The sequence below is a fragment of the uncultured Tateyamaria sp. genome, from assembly GCF_947496075.1.
Taxonomy (GTDB): Bacteria; Pseudomonadota; Alphaproteobacteria; order Rhodobacterales; family Rhodobacteraceae; genus Tateyamaria.
On the sequence record NZ_CANMBJ010000004.1, the window covers coordinates 128830 to 152346 of the forward strand.

Below are 23517 nucleotides of genomic sequence, written 5' to 3' on the forward strand. Positions count from 1 at the left end.
TGCTGCTTGGCGAAGAACAGCATCACGAAATCGACCACTGGCCAAAAAAGTCGGCAGGACTGGCTCTATGCGTATCGGGCAACCGCCGTTATGCTGCCGCACGGGGAGAAGTGATGGAAGCGACAGTTCTGACGTTCGAAATGATGGCGGTCCTGGGGCTGCTGGCTTTAACTGTATTTCTGTTTATCTCCGAGATCATTCGCATCGATTTGGCCGCAGTCCTGGTCATGGTGATCTTGGGTGGGCTGAGCACTTTGCCCGGACTGGCCAATCTCTCGAACCGGGCTGACCTTTTTGCGGGATTTTCGTCAAACGCGGTCATCTCGATCATCGCTGTGATGATCATCGGGGCCGGGCTGGATAAAACTGGCCTGATGTCCAAAGTTGCTACGTTGATATTGAAACGAGGCGGCACGACCGAGGCGCGGATTATCCCGATCGTCTCTGGCACTGTCGGTGTTATCAGTTCTTTCATGCAAAACGTTGGCGCGGCCGCATTATTCCTGCCCGTCATCAGCCGAATATCCGCCCGGACCGAAATACCAATGAGCCGTTTGGCGATGCCCATGGGGTTTTGCGCAATCCTTGGCGGGACGATCACAATGGTCGGGTCCTCTCCGTTGATCTTGCTGAACGATCTCCTGATTTCGGCGAACCGGACATTGCCATCCGATCAACAGATGGAGCCGTTTGGCCTGTTTTCGGTCACGCCCATCGGCATGATGCTGGTACTGACCGGCGTTCTTTACTTTGTGCTTCTGGGCCGTTGGATTCTGCCCGGACAGCGAGGGCGCGGCGAGGACGCGGGCGCTGCGCGGTCGATGCAGACCTATGTCGAGAACACCTATGGGCTGCGCGCCGATATGTTCGAAGTGCGCGTGCCAGAAGGGTCAATCCTGATCGGTCAGAAGCTGGCGGATATCATGGTTGCACATCATATCTATATTCTCGGCACGTCTTACAGAGGCCACAAGGTCATCGCGCCAATGGCCGATACCACAATCGAGGCACCCGCACGCTTGGCTATTCTGGGCCTGCGGCGGGTGCTGCAGGATGAATTCGCTGAGCCGTATGGTCTGGAAATTTTGCCCGGGTTGGACGTTTTCGCCGATGACTTTGCCGCGACAGAATCTGGCGTCGCTGAAGTCGTCATCCCACCGGGCTCGACCGTCATAGGTCAGTCGCCCATAGAACTCCGCCTGCGTCAAACGCATGGACTGTCAATTCTGGCGATCCACCGAGGTGAAGATACGCTGAGCCATGTTGAAACCGATGACCACGTTGCCACCCATATCGGTGAGGTCCTTCTACAAGCAGGTGACACACTGGTGGTCCACGTCCAATGGGAGCGGCTGACCCGGCTCAAGTCCGATCAGGACTTCGTCGTCGTGACATCGGATTTCCCCCAAGAGGAATTGCGCCCACACAAGGTAAACTGGGCACTCGGTTTCTTTTTGATGACGCTGGGTCTCATTCTGTTTACCGACCTGCTGTTGTCACTTTCTTTGTTGGCTGGCGCAGTAGGCATGATCTTGTCACGCGTGCTGTCGATCGATGAAGCCTATGAAGCGGTCAGTTGGAGCACGGTCTTTCTCCTGGCGTCGCTGATCCCGTTGGGGATCGCGGTACAAAACACCGGCACGGCGGCTTGGATTGCAGAGCAAATCCTTTCCCTGTTGAATGGCTGGCCGCTTTGGTCTCTGCAGGCTGGTTTGGCAGTGCTGGCGACGATCTTTACGCTCGTGATGTCGAATGTTGGCGCGACGGTATTGCTGGTGCCGTTGGCTATCTCCATTGCGATCTCTTCCGGAGGAGATCCGGCAGTCTTCGCACTGACAGTTGCAATTTCGACCTCAAACTCCTTCCTGATCCCAACACACCAAGTCAATGCGCTGATCATGGGTCCCGCAGGCTACCGGGTTGTGGATTTTATCCGTTCAGGAGGAATTATGACCGTGTTATTCCTGATAGTATCCATGATCGGGCTCACGCTCTTCATCTAGTGCGGCTTGGTATGTTCCCTCAGAAAGTTTAAATCGGGCGGCCCGTTATGCGGCGACAGGTTGGCCGCTGTATTGCAGCGCTGCACGGTAGGATGAAAGTCTGGAAAGGACTGTGCTTGCCAAAGTCGAAAGCGCATGTTTCCAGAGTACTGAAATGGGATGTCGGTCGGATCGTTGGGCGCGCGAAAAATCGGCAAGTTCCCGATGTCAGGCATGCTCTCCTATGACTTTGTCAGTAAACTCCGCGAACAGTTTCGTGAATTGTCGTCAACGATTAACCTGTACGCCTTTGTATTTTGATGCAAAACATTTGATTTTAAACGTAAGTTTCTTCACGTATCTCACGACTGTCGTGACTATTTCTCGTTCTTATACACGGTATTCGGACCAAGAATTTCCAATACATCCATGCATCCGCACTTGGTTGAACAGCGGAGAGGCCACAGTCTCGGTCTGATCTCCGCAGCAACCAAATCTCAAGCGGAGATCACCCATGCTTTCCGAACTACTTGCAAGCCTGCGCGCCAGACTGCTGACGACCTCGTCACTGGCCCAGGAAACTGTTCGAGATGGACAGACACTGACCAACGGCTTTTTCCAAAGTACCGTTGTCGACAACACCCCTGCCTTCGTGCTGAACAACGACCTTTCCCGGTTTCTGAACTTTGGCGAGGTTGAAACCAACGGCGCACCGTCCGCCGTATCGGTCGAGGCCGAGGACGTTCAGGTCTTTAACTTCCGCACAGGCAGCATCGAGGCCAATGGCCCAGACGCCACAGGCATCGAAGTGACAGACGGCTCCAGCGCCGACATTCGCAACTTCGGCAGTGTTGCGGGCGAGTTGAATGGTGTTGAATTCAGCGGTCCAAACAGCTCGGGCACGCTCGACAACTTCCGTGGTGGTGTCATTTCGTCCGACAGCCGCGCGGTTGAGATCGAAGGCGAAGGGATCAGCGTTCGCAACTTTGGCGACATTGTTGGCACCGACAACCAGCGCAACGGTACCATCTACACCAACGCAACAGCAGAAGATGTCAGCATCTCGAACTTCACAGGCGGTACGATTGACGCTGGTGAAGGCAACGATGGCGCCGGCATTTCGTTCCAGGTTGGCGACGAAGCGGGCGACGTGGTGTCGAACTCCGTCTTCAACGGCTTTGGCGCCACCATTCAAGGGCGCGGTCAAGCGGCCTCGAACACCGGCGGCGCGGGCGACGGCATCCGCGTCAACAACGGCGCAGAGGGCACAGTGTCTGACACGGACATCGTGAACTCGGGCCTCATCTCGTCCGAAAGCAACAACGGCACGGCGGCAGGTATCCGTATCGCCGACGGCGCCGCAGCTGAAGGTCGTATCCTGAACACATCCACCGGTGTGATCGAAGGGGTGCGCAATGGTCTGTATATCGGCGAAGCCGAGCATGATCTTGACGTCCTTAACTTCGGGACGATCCAATCGGACAACCGCGCGGTGAACATCGATGGGACCGGCGTTGATCTGACCAACGCGGGCGACATCCTGGGGAAAGGCGACCAGCGCAACGGCACCGTTTACGCCGATGGTACGGCGGATAACTTCAACGTGCGGAATCTCGCAACCGGAACAATCGATGCCGGTGAAGGCAACCAGGGCTCTGGCTTTGGGGCCGAGATCGGCGGTGCTGCGGATGGCGCCAACACGTTCACGCTCGACAATGACGGGATCATTCAGGGCCGTGGCAATGCGCCAGCGGGCAACAACCCGGCAGGCGACGGCGTGCGGATTGGCAATGTTGGCAACACCGGCACGACCGACGCCACCATCACCAACTCGGGCGAGATCCTGTCCGAAGGCGCAAACGGCACTGTCGCAGGTGTTCGTGTCGTCAATGGTGTGAACTTCCAGGGTGAGCTGTCTAACTCGGGCTTGATCGCTGGTGTTCAAAACGGTGTCTACTTCGGGACAGGCGACCACACTGGCGGTTCGTTTGTGAACGAAGCAGGCGGCGTCGTGTCCTCGGACAGCCGTGCGCTGAACATCGACGGCACGGGCCTGAGCGTTGAAAACGCGGGTTCGATCCTTGGTACAGCCGATCAACGCAACGGTACTGCCTATGCCGATGGCACTGCAGATGACTTTTCCGTCGTCAACAGCGGCTCCATCGACGCCGGTGTCGGCAACCAAGGCTCCGGGTTCGGTGCTGAAATTGGTGGTGCTGCAGACGGGGTGAACAGCTTCACGCTCGACAACTCCGGTACGATCCAAGGCCGTGGAAACGCAGCTGCGGGGACACCGCTGGCTGGCGATGGCATACGGATCGGCAACGTGGGCAATGTCGGCACAACCGATGCCATCATCAACAACTCCGGTGCCATCAGCTCCGAAGGCGCCAACGGAACGGTCGCAGGTGTTCGTGTCGTAAACGGCATCGACTTCAAAGGTGAGTTGAACAACGCTGGGACCATCTCCGGTGTGCAGAACGGTGTCTACTTCGGCACGGGTGATCACACGGGCGGGTCCTTTGTGAACTCTGGTGTAGTGTCGTCTGACAGCCGCGCGGTCAACATCGATGGTGAAGGTCTGGAAGTTGTGAACTCCGGCACGATCCTCGGCACCGGCGATCAGCGTAACGGCACAGTCTATGCCGACGGTACAGCCGACAACTACACCTTCACCAACACCGGTGTTGTAGATGCCGGACTGGGCAACAACGGTTCCGCCGTGTCATTGCAGACCGGCGACGTGGACGGTGATGTTGTGTCAGCCGCCATCTTCAACGAAGGTATCCTGCAAGGTCGCGGTGACGCGGTCGAAGGCAACACTGTTGGTGACGGTCTCCGTTTGTTCAGCAACCAGGAAGACGCGAGCTTTGCCGGACTGGTGCAAAACGAAGGCGTCATCGCGGGGTCCGAAGACAGCGACGCCGCAGCGGGTATCCGCATCGACGGTGGCCTGAACCTGCTGGGTGCGATCCTGAACGAAGGCGAAATCACCGGTACGGTCAACGCCATCGACGCAACCGAAGCGGGCGACGTCACCTTCGTCAACGATGACGACGGTGTGGTGAACGGCAACGTGCTGCTGGGCGCCGGAGAAGACATTGTTGTCGACCTTGGTCAAATCAACGGTGTTCTCGACGGTGGCGCAGGCGATGACGTTCTGATTGCCGGACAAGGCGACAACGTGATCGTCGGTGGCCTTGGCAACGACTTCATCGAAGGTGGCGCAGGCATCGACACGGCTGACTTCTCCGATCAGGACGTTGCCGTGACCGTGAACCTTGGTGCCAACGGAAACGGAACTGCCACCCGCGAAACCGGGTTCACGGTCTCTGTCGAAAATGTTGCAGTCGGTGCATCTTTGCAGCCCACCGAAAACATCAACGACGCGGCCGGATTTGTAGCAGAGGCCCTTGCCGGGAACCTGTACTACAACATCCACACGGCGGATTTCCCGGGCGGTGAGATCCGTGGCCAGTTCGAAGTTGTCAGTGATGAGGGCGACGGGCATGCGCGTGTCATCGAACTGGTGGCGACACTCGACGCAAGCCAGGAACCTGGTCCGACCTCCGACAGCGACGCGACAGGCACGGCGACACTGACCATCTCGGTCGATGAAGCCACCGGCCAGGTTGTCTACTCTTCGGAACTGACAGTGACGGGCCTGAATGAAGCAGACCTGCAAACCCCGGTTCCGGGTGTCGTGTCGGCCATCCACCTGCACAACGCACCTGCCGGGATCAACGGTCCCATCGCGCAGGACACGCTGGTGGACGCTGGCGCAACCATTGACGCAAATGCCCCCACGGGTGTGTCCGGTCTGGATGTCATCGGCGAAGTGGTCGAGACCGACATCCTCAGCTCGATCGAGAACGTGATCGGGTCGGACGATGGCGACGTCATCATCGGGTCCAATGCCGATAACACCCTGTCGGGCGAAGAAGGTGATGACCTGCTGAACGGTGGCCAAGGGGACGACCTGCTGCTCGGCGGCGAAGGCTTTGACACCTTCACATTCGAAGGGGTGTTCGGCAACGACACGGTGGGCGACTTTGAAGTCGGCGTGGACCGGTTGGACTTCTCCGACTTCGGCCCAGACTTCGCCGAGAGCCTCGTTGTGTCGCAAGACGGCGACGACGCCCTGCTGACCTTCTCTTCGGACGCCTCCGTGCGCCTCGAAGGGGTCAACAGCAGCGACTTCTCCGACGACGACTTCATCGCCTGATCAAAACACACCGAGGTGGCGGCACATGCCGCCACCTCTTCACGCTGAAAAGAGATCACCCAAATGTTTCAGAAAAAATCCACCGTTAAATCCGCATGGGGCAAGCTGCGCAGCGGCTTTGTCGCCATCGGCTTCTTCAGCATGATCCTGAACCTGCTGATGTTGGCCGGCCCCCTCTACATGTTGCAAGTCTATGATCGCGTGCTGACCAGCCAGAACATGGACACCCTCATTGCCCTCAGCATCCTGCTGGGTGGTGTTTTCCTGGTTACCGGTCTTCTGGACCTGATCCGCATGCGTATCCTCAGCCGCCTTGGCGCGCGGTTTGAGCTGGAAATTGGCGCACCGATCCTCCAGGCTTCGATCCGCCGCCGGGTTCAAGGTAAGGCCAGTGGCGACAACCCCGCCACCGACGTGAACGGCATGCGCGACTTCATTTCGGGCCCTACGCTGGTCGCATTCTTTGACGCACCATGGATCCCGCTTTACCTCGGTGTGCTCTATGTCCTGCATCCCTACCTTGGCGCTCTTGGTCTTGCTGGCGCGCTGTTCCTGACACTCATGGCCCTGATCAACAACGCGCGTTCTGCCGATGTTATGCAAGACGCTGGCGAGGCGCGCGCCAGGTCCGACGGTTTGTTCACCTCCAGTGAACAGAATGCAGAGCTTGTCCACGCAATGGGTATGACTGGTGATCTCGCCCGGCGTTGGACAGCTCTGCAACACAATGCGCATCACCTGAAATCCCGTGTGTCTGACCGGCTGGCCAGCTTTTCGGTGATATCCAAGACGACCCGCATGGCCTTGCAATCGGGCATGTTGGGTTTGGGCGCCGCCCTTGCCGTCAGCGGTCAGGCCACTGCCGGTGTGATGATTGCCGCCACCATCGTGCTGGCCCGTGCACTTGCGCCCATCGATCAGCTGATCGGTCAGTGGCGCACCTTCCTGGCCGCCCGTGGGTCGTACAAGACCTTGCGCGCCCTGTCCGAAACCTACCCCGAGCCACCCAAGCGGTTGGCACTGCCGCGTCCGCAAATCTCACTGAACGCAGCTATCGCGCAGGCGGGCCCGCCCTTGGCGCAAAACGCCACCATCGGCGGGATCGAGTTTGCCCTGTCGGCTGGCGATGTTTTGGCCGTGATCGGTCACAGCGGGTCCGGCAAGTCAACGCTGGCAAAGATGCTGGCCGGGATCTGGACCCCGCAACGCGGAGCCATTCGTCTAGATGGTACGCCCATGGCCAAATGGGATCCCGAAGAGCTGGGACAGTTGGTGGGTTACTTGCCGCAGGATGTGCATTTGTTCGATGGGACCATTCGCGAAAACATTGCGCGGTTTTCAACGTCGATCGACGACAGCAAGGTGCTGGCCGCGGCCGTCGCCGCCGATGTGCATGGTCTGATCAGCAGCCTGCGCGACGGCTACGCGACAGAGATCGGCAATGGCTTCCATCTGTCCGGCGGTCAACGCCAACGGATCGCACTTGCGCGCGCGCTCTATGATGATCCGTTCATTCTGGTTCTGGATGAGCCGAATTCCGACCTGGACGCCCAAGGCGAGGCGGCACTGCGCAACGCCATTCGCGGCGCCAGCGCACGCGGGGCCGTCACCTTCGTGATGACGCATCGCCCAAGCACGTTGGAGGCCGTCAACAAGGTCCTGACACTCAACAAAGGTACGCAAACCGGCTTTGGCGACAAGGAAGACATCCTGCGTCCGCGCCAGCAGAGCACACCGGTGGCCCAGATGACTGCCGCACAACTGGCCGCTGTGAAAGGAGAAGCACAATGACAACTGCACTCACCCCCACCCGCAAAACCGGCGTTCTGCGCCTCGAAGAGTACAACCGCGTTCAACCCAAGGCCTCTGGTGCTGGTATCACCGGCTTTGTGATCTTTGGGCTGTTGGCCGTCATCAGTTTTCTTGGCGGTGCCGCCTATTGGGCAACGGCGTCAAAGCTGGATGGCGCAGTTGTGGCCCAAGCAAGTTTTGTGGTTGAAGGCAACCGCAAGACGGTCGAGCATCTGGATGGCGGCATCGTCCGCAACATTCTTGTCAGCAACGGCGATCTGGTCGAAGCGGGCCAGACCCTACTGGAGCTGGACAGCACAGATCTCGGCGTCGATCTGGACGTGATCGAAAGCCAGCTCAGCGATCTATCAGTGCGCCGTGCGCGGCTGATGGCTCAGCTGCAGGAAGCCGATACATTTGATCAAGCGTCCGTTGCGCAGATGATGCGTGTCGAACTGGACCCCGCAACGTGGGCTACGGCATTCACCACCCAGAAGCTGCTATTCGATGCAGAACGCCGGTCGCGCGATGCCGAAGAGGCGTTGACAGCACAACGCATCGCCAATCTCGAGGATCAAGTGAGCGGCCTGCAATCGCAACGCGCCTCCAACACCCGGCAGCTGAACATCACACGCCAGGAGCTGGGCAACCTGCAAACTCTGCTGGACAAGGGACTTGTTGCTGCGGCCCGCGTGAATGCGCGCCGGGTCGAAGTCGAGCGCCTGATCGGCGTGGACGCGGCTCTCTTGACCCAAGAGGCACAGGCCCGCAACCAGATCAGCGAACTGCAACTGGCCAGCATCGGCGCACGCACCTTACGGGACGAGGCAGTCTCGACCGAACTGGCGCAGATCGACGCGTCACTTGCCACGCTCAAGCCGCAGTTTATCGGCGCCTCGGAACGGTTGAAGCGTGTGGCAATCACTGCGCCCGTCAGCGGGCGTGTGGTCGAGATGACGGTGTTTACCGCAGGCGGCGTTGTCCGCCCGGGTGCGCCCATTCTGGACATCGTGCCGATTGACCAACCGCTTGTGGTCGAGGCGCGTGTGAATACGGCCGACATCGAAAAACTCTATGTCGGTCAGTCCACACGCGTGCGTCTGTCTGCCTTTGATCAGGGCGATGTGCCCGAGGCAGAGGGCCGCATCATCGACATCTCTGCCGACAGCCTCGAAGACGAGCGCACCGGAGACTACTATTACACCGCGCGTGTCAAACTGGATGACGTCCAACCCCAAGAGGTGGCCGCGCTGGATCTGGTGCCGGGTATGCCCGCCGACCTGTTCGTGAACACGGGCGAACGCACGGCCCTCAGCTACCTGACCCAGCCGCTGAGCGACCGGTTGGCGCGGACCTTTATCGAGTAGGAAAAGGAAGCGTCACGCCCTGAATGTGGGCGTGACGCCTTTGGGTGGATTCTCCTGGATATAGGCCCCGATCTTGGCGAGCAGTGGTTTTCGGGGGCAGTTCAATCGCGAAGCGGCGCCAAGGTTGCGAAGGTTCCCGGGGGCTTCAAACGGGATAAAGGACAACGGCCAATTGTCCTGGCGGAACTGCTCAGCGGCGAGGGCCGAGACAATAGTGCAATCGTCCGAATGACAGATATGCCGGCAAATAGTCTCGAAGCGCAGCGCGGTAAGATCGAACTTTTTGGAGCCACGGGATGCCTGGTCAGGTGTTGGTAACCGATCTTCCAGTTCGTATCCGAACGAATGCGGCAGACGAATGAAGTCGTGTATTGGCACGTCTTCAGGCCGGATGGATGGCAGGGGCGCAAGCGGGTGACCCTCGTTAACCGCCAAATAAAGTGGCTCTTCCCAGATCGACGTGAATTCGAGCGTCGGATTGTGATTGAGTTTCGCCACCAAGGCCACGTCCAGGCTGTGATCCTCGACCATCTTCAACATGTTCTGCGGCAGGTCTTCGATCATTGTGACCCGCATTCGTGGAAAAAGGACGCTGAACAGTTTTGAGAAGTAGTCCGTCAGATACGGGGCCAGTGTCGGGGTCAGGCCGATGTTAAAGGGCACCGCTTCGGGGTCGCGAAACTCGGTAGCCGTGTCTTTGATCCGTTGAGCGCTGATCAACATCTCGTTGGCAATTTTTATGATGCGTTGGCCGCAGACTGTTGGTCTAACCTCGCCGCTCAGGCGGAGGAACAGATCAGTGCCCAGCTCTTTCTCGAGTTTTTTGATTTGGTTTGACAGAGCGGGCTGCGAGACGTTGCAATACTCCGCAGCGGCGCTGAAGTTACCACACTTCGCAACTGCAGCCACGTATTCTAAATCTCGTAAGTTCATTACTTCCCGTAATATTTGTGTAATTTTCTTCTAAAGGACCTTTCTTGCGATAGAAAGAACCGTCCGCCGGAGCGAACCAGACGGTATTGGAAGACAGCACACGGCGGGGTTCGCTGTTTGAAGACAGGCATTTGGCTGCGTCGGCTGTATGTCGGAAATGTCTGTGGCTGCTAAGTTCGCCTGCTACCTAATTTGCACATGCGGTGAACGGTCGGTTTCGTGAAGCTGCGCCGTATTTGATACCTCGGCCACGGTCCGCTTCGGGCTGGCACCATTCAACCGAGCCAAACCGTCAGATGTCTGCTCCGAGCCCTAAGGGGTCCCGGCCGAACTTTTTCATACTCGAACAGCAGTTTTCTTTGGCCTAACGACGCGCTGCAGAAAATATCAGCTTCGAGCCCAAAATGCTTGATGCTGCATGATGCACCAATGACCGAGATGTCAATTGAACAGCCCGTCGTTGCCCATTATTTGTGACTTATGCCCTCCGGTTTTTTCACCATCGAATTTGTGCTGTTTGCAAACTGCTTCTTCAGCTTTGGGGTCGCCATTTATTGGCAGGCAGTAGTCATTTTCAACTTGTTTGGCGTCTCGAATTTGGACGATGCGTATGTCCCGCGGAAGGCCTGGGGCAATCCAAATAGTATGGAAAGCAACCTGTTACGATTTCTTGCGGGCAAGATTTTTCCAGACCTGAGACGAAAGTGGCTGAAAGCTATTGCATATGCTCTGGTGAGTTTCTTAGCGATGTCTTTAGTCGTCAAATAATTAGTCGCTCGGCAAAACCGCCCATGAGGTGAATGTGGAAGAGCATAGGTTTCGCAAAGCTGCCATTCACCTTGTCGCTCCTAACGGCAGCTTTGTCCCGCATAGTCGACCTTGAACGTGCCCAGCACAAGCCCTTGGGGTGGTGTCGCATCGAACATTCGGTAGCGTATTATGGTCGCCAAGCACATTCCACAGAAATTCCGTTCGGGGCCAGTCGCCAAAACACCAGCCCGCCGGGACGGGCTTGTGTCGGACCGGCGCCTTCGGCTTGATTCCGGTCTGGTCAGTGACCTGAATGAACACGTTTCGTCCGGCAGGTCTAACGTATGGGCCGTTCCAGCGATGTCCGATTCGAGCTGGCATCCATCATCGTCCTCAACGCACCGAACGTCAGGTTCGGCACAACTCGGCGTGATGTCGAAGGGACCGAAACAGGTGAACGTGGTGGCGTGGGGGAAGACTTGAACTCCCGCACTCAGTGTAGCGCCAAAGGCGATGCGCGTAAGTCGGGCCCTCTACGGCGCGGACCCTGTCAATTCGTCCAAACGGTTGGATGTGGTGGCGTGGGGGAGACTTGAACTCCCGACCTCTCGATTATGAGTCGAGCGCTCTAACCAGCTGAGCTACCGCGCCATGGAGGCGTGACCTATGCCAGCGCCTCAGAGTCGTCAAGCCAGAAATCAGGACTTTGTGGACCGGACCGTTTCGATCATCAACGCCACGTTGTCCGGGTCCGCATCCGGGGTGATGCCGTGGCCCAGGTTAAAGATGTGCGGCCCCTTGGAAAACGCCTGCACTATGGCCCGGGTCTCGTCCACCAACGCCTGACCACCGGTCACCATGTGCGACGAAGCAAGGTTGCCCTGTACACAACCATCCACCTGAACGTGCGCGGCAGCCCATTCGGGCGACACGGAATTGTCCAACGCCACGCAATCCACGCCGGTCGCTTTGTGAAACCCGACATAGCCCTCGCCCGCCTCACGCGGGAAGCCAATGACCGGGATGTGCGGATAGCGCGCCTTGAGCGCGACCGTGATCTCGGCACAGGGGGTAACAGCATATTTCTGAAAAGCCTCGCCCTTCAACGACCCGGCCCAACTGTCAAAGATCTTCACAACTTCAGCTCCTGCCTCGATCTGCGCAGCGAGGTATTCAACTGTTGCGGCGGTGACCCGCGTCATCAACGCATCAAAAGCCTCCGGCGCGCCCTCGCGCATCGCATGAGCCGGACCCTGATCCGGCGTGCCCTGACCTGCGATCATGTAGGTCGCAACAGTCCACGGCGCCCCGGCAAATCCAATCAATGTCGTCTCGGTGGGCAATTCACGCCGCAAGATTTTCACCGTCTCATAAATCGGGTTCAACGTCTCGTGAATGTCATCCACCGACTTCAACGCCTCCACACCTGCCTGATCAGTGATGGTCGACAGGCGCGGCCCTTCGCCCGTCACAAACCACAGATCAGCGCCCAGCGCCTGCGGCACCAGCAGGATATCCGCAAACAGAATGGCCGCATCGAAACCGTAGCGCCGAATGGGCTGCAACGTCACCTCAGCCGCCAGCTCCGGGTTGTAGCACAGCGACAGGAAATCACCGGCCTGCGCACGGGTCGCGCGATACTCGGGCAGATACCGCCCAGCCTGCCGCATCATCCAGATGGGTGGCGTCGGCAACACCTCACCCGCCAAAGCCCGCAAAATGGTCTTGCCGGTCCCGCCATCTTTCATCACACACGCCCCTGTCTCTTCGTTTCCAGTTGTCAACATAAGTTGACACATCTAAAAGATAAAGTCATGACCGTGCGCCTACCAACTCCATCCGCCCCCCTCAAGATCGGAACCCGCGGATCCCCCCTCGCCCTTGCCCAAGCCTATGAAACGCGCCAGCGTCTGAGCAGCGCCTTCGACGTGCCTCAAGGGGCGTTCGAGATCGTTGTGATCAAGGTCACGGGCGACAACCGCTCAATGATCGCCGCTGACCGCCCGCTGAAAGAGATTGGAAACAAAGGCCTCTTCACACGGGAAATTGAAGATGCGCTGCTCGATGGCAGCATCGACATCGCCGTGCATTCGACAAAAGACATGCCCACGATCCAGCCGGATGGGTTGATCCTCGACACCTTCCTGCCGCGCGAAGACGTTCGCGACGCCTTCATATCGCACAGCCTGACACAGATCGCCAACCTCGCCGAAGGTGCCACGGTCGGCACCTCATCCCTGCGCCGCCGGGCGCAACTCCTGCACAAGCGCCCCGACCTGCACGTGGTCGAGTTCCGCGGCAACGTACAGACCCGGCTTCAGAAACTGGCAGATGGTGTAGCGGACTGCACATTCCTCGCCCATGCGGGGCTGAACCGGTTGAACATGACCGACGTACCAGCCACCCCCATCGAACCAACCGACATGCTGCCCGCCATCGCCCAAGGGGCCATCGGGATCGAACGGCGCACCGATGATGCCAACACAGCCGAAATGCTGTCGGCCATCCATGACACCCCAACGGGCCAACGCCTCGCCGCCGAACGACAGTTCCTATTCACGCTCGACGGCTCATGCGAAACACCCATCGCCGGACTTGCTACGCTCGACGGCAACACCCTGACACTGACAGGCGAAGTCCTGCGCCCCGACGGATCGGACGCGATCAGCGGCACGCGCAAGGGTGCCATCGCCGACGGGGCAGCCATGGGCACAGACCTCGCCCAAGACCTTCTCAAAACAGCAGGCCCGGGCTTCTTCGACTGGCACTGATCCCATTTCACTTTGCCAAGTAAACTTCGGGGGAGGTCGCAGACCGGGGGCAGAGCCCCAATGAGCGGGGCATCAGATCAGGGTCCCGGCACGGTCCGGTCTTGACCGACTCAGGCGCAAGGCCTCACGCTTGTCCCATGCCCACACCGCGCCGCCATCTGCCCACGCATGAGGTCGAAAACCAGCCTGATCCGCTGGGCGACGTGAACCTGTTTGCAGGCGATCCCATTCTGGTGACGATCGCGCCTGATCACCTGACGGAGTACGGCGCAGCATTGGGGCGGGCCGACACACGGGCAACAGGGCAAGCGGCCAATCGCCATACACCAGAATTAACACTCTTCGATACCGGCGGGCGGCGCCTGGACGAGGTGACATTTCACCCCGCCTATCACCAGATGATGTCGCTCAGCCAAGGCGCAGGCTATGCTGCCACCGCCTGGGACGGCGGCAGCCACATGGAACATGCTGCCATGGTCTACATGGCCAGCCAGGTCGAGCCGGGTCATTGTTGCCCGCTGACCATGACCTATGCAGCCATACCTGCCCTGCAGGCGGACGCGGGACTGGCCGCCACCTGGGTGCCGAAACTGACGGCGCGCTCTTATGACCCGAGCATCCTGCCGATCGATCAAAAGACATCCGCGACACTTGGCATGGCGATGACCGAGAAACAGGGCGGCTCCGATGTGCGCACCAACAGCACAAAAGCGATACGCGCAGGAGATCACTGGCGGCTGACAGGCCACAAATGGTTCTGCTCCGCCCCCATGTCCGACGGGTTCCTGACCCTCGCCCAAACAGATCAAGGGCTGACCTGTTTTTTGGTCCCGCGCTGGCTCGACGGCGACCGAAACGCGATCCACCTCATGCGGCTCAAGGACAAGCTGGGCAACAAGGCCAACGCCTCGTCAGAAATCGAGTATCACGATGCCCTCGCTTATCAGCTCGGCAACGAAGGGCGCGGGGTGCAGACCATCATCGAAATGGTGCACCACACGCGTCTGGACACCGCCATCGCACCGGCGGGCCTGATGCGCGGTGCGCTGACTCACGCCATGCACTGGGCACGACATCGCCGGGCCTTTCAGAAAACGCTAGTCGACCAGCCTTTGATGGGGGCGGTGCTGGCCGACCTGATCCTTGACTGGCAGGCTGCGACCCACCTTGGGCTGCATGTCGCCGCAGCCTTCGATGACCCAAATGCGCGCCCCTTTTCCCGCATCGCTGTGGCCCTCGCCAAGTTCCTCAATAACAAGCTGTGCCCGCGCGTGACGCTGGAAGCGATGGAGGTGCTGGGGGGCATGGGATATGTCGAGGATACCCCGATGCCGATGTACTACCGCGAAGCCCCCCTTAACAGCATCTGGGAAGGGTCCGGCAACGTGATCTGTCTCGACATCCTGCGCACCATTGCGCGCGAACCAGAGGCCGGAGCCACCCTAACGGAGGATCTGCACAAGGCCACCGGGCAGGATGCCCGCTACGATCAGGCCCTCAAAGACCACCGCGCCCACTGGCCTGCCCTGCCTGCCGAACACGAAGCGCGCGCCTTTGCCGAGCGCACCGCGCTTCTTCTGGCGGCATCTGTCCTGATCCGCCACGCCCCCTCTGCCGTGGCTGACGGGTTCATCGGTACCCGCATCCACGCACCATTCGGTCAGATCGCTGGCAGCGCCACTGGCCTCGACATTGCAAGCATCCTGGCAAGTTTCGAAAGCTGAAAGGGTCGGCGGGCGGGCGCCTTTGCGCAAAGCGCAAACAGAGCCGCCCACCGACATCAAAAAAACCGCGCCCCGTCGGGCACGAGGGTGCCACGCGCAGGGTTAAAATAGGCATATCGAACCGTGCGGCGCTCAACCCGCTGAAAACACGACGCATTCACAGATCGGTTAAACTTCGGACAAGGCCCCGAACACCTTGTCCCCGCGGGGACAAATCACACCCACTTCGCCAAAGGCGGCAAGGACATCAGCACGGCGTTGGCGTCATGCCCCGTCTCAAGCCCGAATTTGGTGCCCCGATCATAAACCAGATTGTACTCGGCATAGAGCCCGCGATGCACAAGCTGCTTGTGCTTATGATCCTCGTCCCAATCCTGCACCCGGCGCTTTTCGACCAGTGGCACATAGGCAGGCAGAAAGGCTCGCCCGATGTCCTGGGTCAGCGCAAAATCCGCCTCCCAATCGCCGGTGCAATGGTCGTCCATGAAGATGCCCCCAACGCCCCGCGCGCGGTTACGGTGGGGAATATAGAAATACTCGTCTGCCCATTCCTTGAGGCGCGGGTAATGCGTGTCCCCATGGGGATCCAGATGCGCCTTCTGCTGGGCGTGAAAATGCGCCGTGTCATCCGCGTACTCGATGCAGGGGTTCAGGTCAGACCCGCCACCAAACCACCATGCGTGGGGCGTCCAAAACATGCGCGTGTTCATGTGCACCGCAGGGCAATGCGGGTTCTGCATATGCGCCACCAGACTGATACCCGAGGCCCAGAACCGCGGGTCGTCCTTCATCCCCGGAATGCCCTTGCGGGCCGCCATGGCATTCTGTGCGCGTTCACCCAGCGTGCCATAGACCGTCGAGACATTTACACCGACCTTTTCGAACACACGGCCGCCGCGCATGACGCTCATCAGCCCGCCGCCCGCGTCCGAGCCATCGTCCGACGTGCGCTTGGTGTCCGTCACCTCGAACCGACCGGGTGAGTCATCAGACATCGGACCAGTGCCATGGGTGTCTTCTAGCTTCTCAAAGGCAGCAACAATATCGTCCCGCAATTGACGGAACCACGCAGCGGCGCGGGTTTTCTGGCTGTCGAATTGTTCGGTCATGACGCGCTGTCCTGTTTGATTGACAGTTTTCTAGCCCAACGGTCCCCGCGGGGCCAAGCGCAAACTCTAGTGCGCGGGCGCGTCGACGGGGTCGAGCAAGCTGCGGCCACCGTCCACGGTCATGACCTCGCCGGTCATGAACCCTGATCCATCCGATGCCAGGAACTGCACCGCATCCACCAATTCCGTCGGGCTGGCGATGCGATGGAGGGGGGTGTGCCCCTCGATATCCTCACGCCAGTCGGGGTTTTCGCCGATCGCGGCCTTGAGCGACGCCGACATGACCGAACCGAAGGCAACGGCATTCACGCGGATGCGTTGCGGCGCCAGCGCAAGCGCCATGGAGCGCGTCATCTGCTCCAACCCGGCCGAGGCAATGGAGTATCCCAACAATTCAGGGCGGGTCTGATGCGCGGCGATGGAACTGAGGTTGACGATGGACCCAACACAGGTTGCTTCCTCGTTGTCCTTGGCCTGTTTGATCATACGACGCGCAACCTGCTGGCTGAGCCGCAGGGCGGTCATCAGGTTCTGTTCCAGCAAAGTTTCGACCGACGTGTCTTCGGTGTCCAGTGCGTCGGTTTCCATGACTTGACGCGATGCATTCACAAGAATGTCGATCTGATCAAAAGCATCAATGGTGGCCGAGACCAGATTGGCGATGGTCAACCGTTGCCGCAGGTCGCCGGCGAAGTACCGGATGTTCCCCTCTTCCGCGACATCACCCAACTCTGCGTGCAGCCGCTTTTCATCCATATCGGCACACATCACGTTCGCACCGCGATCCGCAAAATGCCGCGCGATGGCGAGGCCGATGCCATTGGCAGCACCCGTCACAATCGCTGTCTTGCCATTGATGGAAAAGGACATGGGGCTACCCCTTGTTTTTCTTTGGCCGTTCGGCCCGCACCAGTTTGAACCGCGCATCGCCGTCCAGATCAACCACTTTGGTGAAATGGGACGCAAGGGCATCTTCGTAGGGCAAGTGCCGGTTGGCGACCATCCACAGCGCCCCGTGGGGACGCAGGATGCGCGCCGCATTGGCAATGAAGGCCCGCCCGAGGGACGGATCGGCGCTGCGCGACTTGTGGAAAGGCGGGTTCATGATCACCGCATCGACCTTTTCAGGCGGCGACCACACGGTAGCGTCCGCCCAGTGAAACTGTGCGCGCGCGTCAGTCACGTTGTGGCGGGCACATTGCAGCGCCATGTCGTGTGCTTCGACAAGGTGCACCGCTTTGACATCACGGGTCAGGATGTGGGCAGAGAGATAGCCCCAACCTGCGCCGAGATCGGCAACTGTGCCGACCATGGCTTCGGGCAATGCCCCGACCAGCATTTCAGACGCGGGATCGACACCATCGGCTGAGAAAACACCTGGTGCCGTCCAGAACCCACCCGAATGCAGTTCGGGGCCGCGTGCCCAATCCGAGAAATCGGCACCACCAGCCATCCAATAGATCTTGCCATGCGCCTTGGAGATAGGCGCGCCCACCTCGATCCGCTTGCGCAGAGCTTTCAACATGGAATCGGCGCCATCCGTCTTTTGCCCATCGACGATCACAAGGCCATCGGTTTGCGCCATGGCAGCTGCAACAAGCGATTGCGCCTCGGCCCGCGCGCGGGTCAGGCAAACGATGCTGGCAGCAAAGCGGGTGTCTTTGGGAAGTTCGGGCGAGACGGTGTAACCCATCTGTTCAAACCGATCGCACACCATGACCAAAGGCGACACGATATGAACGCTACCCGTTGGCAGCGCGGACAGGTCGGCATCCTCGGACGGGTGCAGAACGGCCACGGGGCCATCGCCCCATGCGTCCATCGCATCGAGCGCCAGAGGCAGACGATCACCTAGCACCTAGGCGGCCTATTCCTCTTTTTCCATTGTGCATTGCAGCGGATGCTGATGCCTGCGGGCAAAGTCCATGACCTGCCCCACCTTGGTTTCGGCAATCTCGTGGCTGAAAACGCCCACAACGGCGAGCCCCTTCTTGTGCACGGTCAGCATGATCTCGAACGCCTGTGCGTGATTGAGGCCAAAAAACCGTTCCAACACATGCACCACGAATTCCATGGGTGTGTAGTCGTCGTTCAAAAGCAGCACCTTGTAGAGCGGCGGGCGCTTGGTCTTGGGCTTGGTTTCGGTGACAATGGCGGTATCGCCATCCTCATCCGCCGGACCTGCCGACTTGGGTGCCATCATGTGCATGTCAGACTGCATGCGCGTCCTCATAAACGGGAATCTCTTGGTGAGCTTGGATCACCCTATATAACGCAAGCGCGTATTTAGGAAAGAGGGCGGTGCGGGAATGTCGCGTCATGGTGATCCCAATGGGCTTTGAAACCGCGTGTATCGCGTTCGATGCAGACGACACGCTTTGGCACAATGAGCGCGTGTTCAAGCTGACGCAGGAGCGGTTTGCCGAGTTATTAGCACCGCATGTCGATGTGCCAGACCTGGATGCGCAATTGCTGGCTGCCGAGCGGCGCAACATTGGGCATTATGGCTTTGGCGTCAAAGGCTTTGTCCTGTCGATGATCGAAACGGCGCTTGAGGTCACCGAGAACAGGGTGCCCGGGGATGTCATTGGCGATCTGATCGCGGCCGGTCAGGACATGCTGCGCCATCCCATTGACCTGTTGCCTCATGCAGACGAGGCCGTCGCCCGGGCCAAGGAACATGGCCCGGTCCTGTTGATCACGAAGGGCGATCTGCTGGACCAGGAGCGCAAGCTGGCGCAATCCGGTTTGGGTGATCTGTTTGACGGGGTCGAGATCGTGTCGAACAAGACCCCGGCTGTCTATGCCCGCATATTCGACCGCTTTGGCGGTGCAGACCGTGGCATGATGATTGGGAATTCGATGAAATCTGATGTGCGCCCGATGATTGATGCGGGCGGTTTCGGTGTTTTTGTGCCCCATGATCTGGCCTGGGATCTGGAGGCCGCTGATGCGCCGGAGGGGCACCCGCGATATGCCGCCCTGCCCGATTTGGGCGCCCTGTCTGACTTTCTGAAAACGCGGCGGTAGACCGCCGCCACATTCCTGCCACAATCGCCCTTTTGGGGCCATGCGTTGCCGCATCCCCCACATGTTGTTTGATGCGAGTGCAGAAAAACGGAAACGTGAGCCGCATCAACACTTTATCGAAACTGCGACCTGTGCTAGCTTCGCGGCAATTACAAAAAAGGTCAGTCGAATAATCGACGGCCAGAGGCAGACATAGGCAGGTTTACCGTGAAGGTTCGGCGCGCACAGCCGGCCCGGCTAGGGCTTATTCTTTTTGCATTGTTGTGGATGGTGGTCATTGTGCCCGCCTCTGTCATGGCTGCACCTTACGCGGCGTTCGTAATGGACGCCCGGACGGGTGAAGTACTGCATTCTCGCAACGCAGACACGCAGTTGCACCCCGCATCGCTGACCAAGATGATGACGCTTTACGTCGTCTTTCAGGCCGTTGAGCGGGGTGAGATCACCATGGACACCGAGGTGAAGGTTTCAAGGAAGGCCGCCGCCGAGGTGCCATCGAAACTGGGCTTGCGGTCAGGATCGCGCATCAAGCTGCGCTATCTGGTCCGCGCCTCTGCCGTGAAGTCGGCCAATGATGCGGCCACGGCCATTGCCGAGGCCATTTCAGGATCCGAGGCCGCGTTTGCGCGCCGCATGAACCGGACGGCCAAATCGTTGGGCATGACCCGCACGACCTTCAAGAACGCCCATGGTCTGACCGAGAGTGGCCATATGTCCACGGCCCGCGACATGTCGACCCTTGGGCGGCACCTGCTGTATGACTATCCGCAGTATTACAACCTGTTCTCGCGCACCTCGACCAATGCGGGGATCGCCACGGTGAACAACACGAACCGTCGTATGCTGGCCAACTACAAGGGCGCGGACGGGATCAAGACCGGTTACACCCGTGCCGCCGGTTTCAACCTTGTTGCGTCGGCCGAACGTGGGAATGAGCGCATCATCGCAACCGTCTTTGGCGGCAAGTCCACTGCGTCGCGCAATGCCAAGGTTGCAGAGTTGTTGGACCTTGGGTTCCGCCGTGCGCCCAGCCGTGCGCCGCTGCGCAAACCATCCAAACCCAGCTATGTGCCCGGGGATGAGCCCATCATCGTTGCAGGAAACCAGGATGCCCCACGAGGGGCTGGCAAGATCATTCGCCTGAGCGGCGCGGTCAAGACAAGCTATCGCCCAAAGATGCGTCCTGGCAGCGCGGCCCCTGTTCTGGTGGCAGAAGCGCCAGTCGCCTCGACCGTTTTGCCGGATGACATCCAGACCGCTCTGGTCGCTGCGCAAGTGTCCGAGACAACGGCACCAGCGGCCGCCACTGCGGTCTCTGCCGCGTTGGCACCGACAGTCCGCCCAGAAGCGCGACCAACCCAGGTGGCGTTGAAAGCAGAACCCGAGGTCGTGACCCGTGTGTCCACGTCCGGGGGTCGCCATTGGGGCGTGAACGTGGGCCGCTACGGCAGTCGCTACAAGGCCGAGAAGGTGCTGTTGCAGACGGCATTGACCGAGATGTCATCGCTGGATGGCAGCTTGCGCAAAGTTGTCCGCCGTCCCACGGGCTTTGATGCCAATTTCATGGGCATGACCCGTGATGGGGCCGATCTGGCCTGTCGTCGCCTGCAATCGCGCAACATGACCTGCTTCATGATTGGGCCGCAATCCTAGGCCCAATCGGCTGGATCAACGTTCAGCAGCTTGGAAAGTTGTAGGTAGACTTCGGGTTCCGCCTCCTGGAGCGTGTGCGGCTTTTCAAAAAACAGCTCGACCGCGACGGCAAAGAATTCTTCGTGGCTGGTTGCACCATAGGCGTCGATGGCCGTGCGACGTCCGGCCTGCGTGTTGGCGACATGGCGGTCATAGGCTGCGACGATCACCTGCGCCCAGCGGGCAAAGCTTTGGCCTTCGGCCATGGGCGGGGCACCGTCGGTCTGACCCGACAGGTCATCCAGCTGATGCGCGAATTCGTGCAGCACCACGTTCAGTCCATCGCTGTCGTTCAGCCCGCCCTGCTGCACATCCCGCCACGACAGCACGACAGGTCCACGTGACCAGCTTTCGCCGAGGCGCACCACCTCCTCCTCGGTCACGACATAGCCATCTTGCACTGTTTGCTTGGATTTGAACGCGCCGGGATAGATCAGCACGGTCGTCAGATGCTTGTACCAAGCATCTGTCCCGACAACGAGCAAGGCAGCCTGCCCCGCGATGCTGAGCGCGATGTCGTCCGTCACCTCCAGCCCGTCACACCCGACCAGTTCGACCTGGTTGAGGAACAACGCGACCTTGCCCTCGAATGGTTCCTTGAGCGCACGCGGCAGTTTGCGGATCAGGGGCACCTGCGCCCGGATGATGCGCCATTCGGCCTCTGTCAGGCGCGAGGCGAGCACCTCTTGCTGCCATTGCCGTTTCGACCATGCGCGCCACACCAACAGACCACCGATCAGTGTAAGAAGCCCGAGAAACAGGATCATTCTTTCGCCGCCTTTCTGATCCATCGAATAAAATCCCGCAGCGCAGGGCGAAGAACGCCGGGGCGCGTAACGAGATGATACCCCGCGCCATCGACCGCATCCTCGTGCAGGACGACCAGCCGTCCGGCTGCGATGTCAGCAGCCACAAAGTTGCGAACCGTGACGGCAAGCCCCTGCCCGTCTCGCGCACCATCAAGCATGAGGTTTCCAGGCACCTGCGTCACCGGGCCCCTTGGCATATCAGCAGCACCGCGCTGGGACAGCCATCTCGAGCTTTCCGTGGTCCCGATCTCTTCCAGCCACGGCAATGCACCAAGGCTGGACGGGTCGGACACATCGCGCCCGGCAACAAGGTCGGGGGCCGCGACCACCACCATCGATGTCGGGACCAGAAGCTCGCTGTCGAGCCCATCCCATCCACCAACGCCGTAGCGGATCGAAAGATCGACACCGCCCGGCGACAACTGCACGATGTCCGATGTCGGGTTGAGCACAAGGTTGATCTCGGGATGTTTCACCCGGAACTCGGACAGGCGCGGCATCAACCAGGCAGAGGCAAAGCTGGGTGTGGGCGATATATGCAGCGGGCGCGCCGCCTCTGCCCCGGTTACAAGTGCCACGGCCCGGGTGATGCTGGCAAAACCGTCAGCGCAGCCTTGGGCCAGAATTTCTCCATCGGGGGTCAACCGCATGGCCCGCCCCGAGCGATCAAAGAGGCTTACGCCCAAATGGGCCTCAAGCGCGCGAAGCTGTTGGCTGACGGCGGCATGGCTGACCGACAGCGCTTGCCCCGCCGCAACCACGCTGCCCGTATCCACATAAGCGGCAAAGGCCCGAAGGGCTGCAAGCGGGGGAAGGCTGCGCCATTCCATATGTCAGCTCAGATTACACATGAGTATTCCAATTGAGTCGCATACGGAGCGCAATGGATCAATATATAATCATGTTCCTTAACCGCCCAAGAGGTGTTCCATGCTTAACATCTATGCTCAAACTTTCATGACAGCGGCCCGCCAACGGCGCTGTGTCCGGGTTAACCTTCCCAAAACCCGTTGGTGGCACGGCAAACGCACCAAATGCATCGATCTGGAACGGCTATGAACGCACTTGTAAGGCGCTCAACCGAGACAAACACGATCAAATGGGGCGCGTCAGTCATTCAGATCTTTGGCTATGGCGCAACGGCCATCGGGCTGGCGCCCCTGAACATGTATTTGTTCCTGGCCGGGCTGATCGGTTGGCTGATCGTAGGCTGGCGCTGGAACGACATGGCGATGACGCTGATCCATGTCATCGCGCTGGCGGCCATGGTGATTGGACTGGCCCTGGCCTGAAGGGACGGTGGGCGGGGTGTCGTTGACCCAAAAGAGGCAACG

Annotated in this window: 18 protein-coding genes, 1 tRNA gene and 1 pseudogene; 10 read left to right on the forward strand and 10 right to left on the reverse strand. The window is 59.6% G+C overall.

The window, feature by feature from the left end:
- Positions 1 to 113: 113 nt before the first annotated feature.
- The 4 genes from Q1A51_RS13065 (at position 114) to Q1A51_RS13080 (ending at position 9365) form a co-directional block, all read left to right on the forward strand.
- Entirely contained in the window at positions 114 to 2003 is a 1890-nt protein-coding gene (locus Q1A51_RS13065) for an SLC13 family permease (protein WP_299599821.1), read from the forward strand.
- Between the two features lie 493 nt (positions 2004 to 2496).
- Positions 2497 to 6207 carry a CHRD domain-containing protein gene (locus Q1A51_RS13070; RefSeq protein WP_299599822.1) on the forward strand — a complete coding sequence of 1237 codons (3711 nt, stop codon included), beginning with the start codon at positions 2497 to 2499 and terminating at the stop codon, positions 6205 to 6207.
- 63 nt (positions 6208 to 6270) lie between these two features.
- Positions 6271 to 7998 (forward strand): type I secretion system permease/ATPase, encoded by a 1728-nt coding sequence (locus tag Q1A51_RS13075; protein WP_299599823.1) that lies wholly within the window; start codon positions 6271 to 6273, stop codon positions 7996 to 7998.
- Positions 7995 to 9365, forward strand: a complete 1371-nt coding sequence (locus Q1A51_RS13080) for an HlyD family type I secretion periplasmic adaptor subunit (protein ID WP_299599824.1) — start codon at positions 7995 to 7997, stop codon at positions 9363 to 9365. The genes Q1A51_RS13075 and Q1A51_RS13080 overlap by 4 nt, the downstream gene beginning before the upstream one ends.
- 12 nt (positions 9366 to 9377) lie before the next feature.
- On the opposite strand, the gene Q1A51_RS13085 is transcribed toward Q1A51_RS13080, so the two are convergent.
- Positions 9378 to 10088, reverse strand: a complete 711-nt coding sequence (locus Q1A51_RS13085; RefSeq protein WP_299599825.1) for a LysR substrate-binding domain-containing protein — start codon at positions 10086 to 10088, stop codon at positions 9378 to 9380.
- Positions 10089 to 10124: 36 nt separating this feature from the next.
- Positions 10125 to 10298 (reverse strand): annotated as a pseudogene (locus Q1A51_RS24340) (LysR family transcriptional regulator); the annotation flags it as partial.
- A gap of 480 nt (positions 10299 to 10778) precedes the next feature.
- Between Q1A51_RS24340 and Q1A51_RS13090 the strand changes: the two are divergent.
- On the forward strand, positions 10779 to 11066 hold the full coding sequence (locus tag Q1A51_RS13090; protein ID WP_299599826.1) for a hypothetical protein: 288 nt from the start codon (positions 10779 to 10781) through the stop codon (positions 11064 to 11066).
- A gap of 556 nt (positions 11067 to 11622) precedes the next feature.
- Here the strand turns inward: Q1A51_RS13090 and Q1A51_RS13095 are convergent.
- Together Q1A51_RS13095 and hemE are read right to left on the reverse strand one after the other, a co-directional pair.
- Positions 11623 to 11699: transfer RNA gene (locus Q1A51_RS13095), tRNA-Met, on the reverse strand.
- Between the two features lie 47 nt (positions 11700 to 11746).
- Positions 11747 to 12796, reverse strand: a complete 1050-nt coding sequence (hemE, locus tag Q1A51_RS13100) for a uroporphyrinogen decarboxylase (RefSeq protein WP_299599827.1) — start codon at positions 12794 to 12796, stop codon at positions 11747 to 11749.
- Between the two features lie 66 nt (positions 12797 to 12862).
- Between hemE and hemC the strand changes: the two genes are divergently transcribed.
- Both hemC and Q1A51_RS13110 read left to right on the forward strand, forming a co-directional pair.
- Positions 12863 to 13819 carry a hydroxymethylbilane synthase gene (gene hemC / locus Q1A51_RS13105; protein ID WP_299599828.1) on the forward strand — a complete coding sequence of 319 codons (957 nt, stop codon included), beginning with the start codon at positions 12863 to 12865 and terminating at the stop codon, positions 13817 to 13819.
- A 137-nt stretch (positions 13820 to 13956) separates the two neighbouring features.
- On the forward strand, positions 13957 to 15543 hold the full coding sequence (locus Q1A51_RS13110; RefSeq protein ID WP_299599829.1) for an acyl-CoA dehydrogenase family protein: 1587 nt from the start codon (positions 13957 to 13959) through the stop codon (positions 15541 to 15543).
- A 215-nt stretch (positions 15544 to 15758) separates the two neighbouring features.
- Here Q1A51_RS13110 and hemF read toward each other — a convergent pair whose 3' ends face one another.
- From hemF to clpS, 4 genes are all read right to left on the reverse strand, one after another.
- A complete protein-coding gene (gene hemF / locus Q1A51_RS13115; protein WP_299599830.1) occupies positions 15759 to 16652 on the reverse strand; it encodes an oxygen-dependent coproporphyrinogen oxidase in 894 nt (297 codons plus the stop codon).
- 66 nt (positions 16653 to 16718) lie between these two features.
- Complete coding sequence (locus tag Q1A51_RS13120) at positions 16719 to 17522, reverse strand: SDR family oxidoreductase (protein ID WP_299599831.1); 804 nt, start codon at positions 17520 to 17522, stop codon at positions 16719 to 16721.
- Between the two features lie 4 nt (positions 17523 to 17526).
- A complete protein-coding gene (locus Q1A51_RS13125) occupies positions 17527 to 18510 on the reverse strand; it encodes a methyltransferase (RefSeq protein ID WP_299599832.1) in 984 nt (327 codons plus the stop codon).
- A gap of 9 nt (positions 18511 to 18519) precedes the next feature.
- The gene (clpS, locus tag Q1A51_RS13130; RefSeq protein ID WP_299208534.1) at positions 18520 to 18873 is read right to left on the reverse strand and encodes an ATP-dependent Clp protease adapter ClpS; all 354 of its coding nucleotides are present in this window, start codon (positions 18871 to 18873) and stop codon (positions 18520 to 18522) included.
- 110 nt (positions 18874 to 18983) lie between these two features.
- On the opposite strand from clpS, the gene Q1A51_RS13135 reads away from it, so the two are divergent.
- Positions 18984 to 19682: an HAD family hydrolase gene (locus Q1A51_RS13135; RefSeq protein WP_299599833.1), complete on the forward strand. Its 699-nt coding sequence runs from the start codon at positions 18984 to 18986 to the stop codon at positions 19680 to 19682.
- 207 nt (positions 19683 to 19889) lie between these two features.
- A complete protein-coding gene (locus Q1A51_RS13140) occupies positions 19890 to 21335 on the forward strand; it encodes a D-alanyl-D-alanine carboxypeptidase family protein (RefSeq protein ID WP_299599834.1) in 1446 nt (481 codons plus the stop codon).
- On the opposite strand, the gene Q1A51_RS13145 is transcribed toward Q1A51_RS13140, so the two are convergent.
- Both Q1A51_RS13145 and Q1A51_RS13150 read right to left on the reverse strand, forming a co-directional pair.
- Positions 21332 to 22141 (reverse strand): M90 family metallopeptidase, encoded by an 810-nt coding sequence (locus Q1A51_RS13145; protein WP_299599835.1) that lies wholly within the window; start codon positions 22139 to 22141, stop codon positions 21332 to 21334. The genes Q1A51_RS13140 and Q1A51_RS13145 overlap by 4 nt on opposite strands.
- Positions 22138 to 23013 (reverse strand): LysR family transcriptional regulator, encoded by an 876-nt coding sequence (locus Q1A51_RS13150; protein WP_299599836.1) that lies wholly within the window; start codon positions 23011 to 23013, stop codon positions 22138 to 22140. The genes Q1A51_RS13145 and Q1A51_RS13150 overlap by 4 nt, the downstream gene beginning before the upstream one ends.
- A 225-nt stretch (positions 23014 to 23238) precedes the next feature.
- On the opposite strand from Q1A51_RS13150, the gene Q1A51_RS13155 reads away from it, so the two are divergent.
- The gene (locus Q1A51_RS13155) at positions 23239 to 23475 is read left to right on the forward strand and encodes a DUF6552 family protein (protein ID WP_299599837.1); all 237 of its coding nucleotides are present in this window, start codon (positions 23239 to 23241) and stop codon (positions 23473 to 23475) included.
- Positions 23476 to 23517 lie beyond the last annotated feature (42 nt).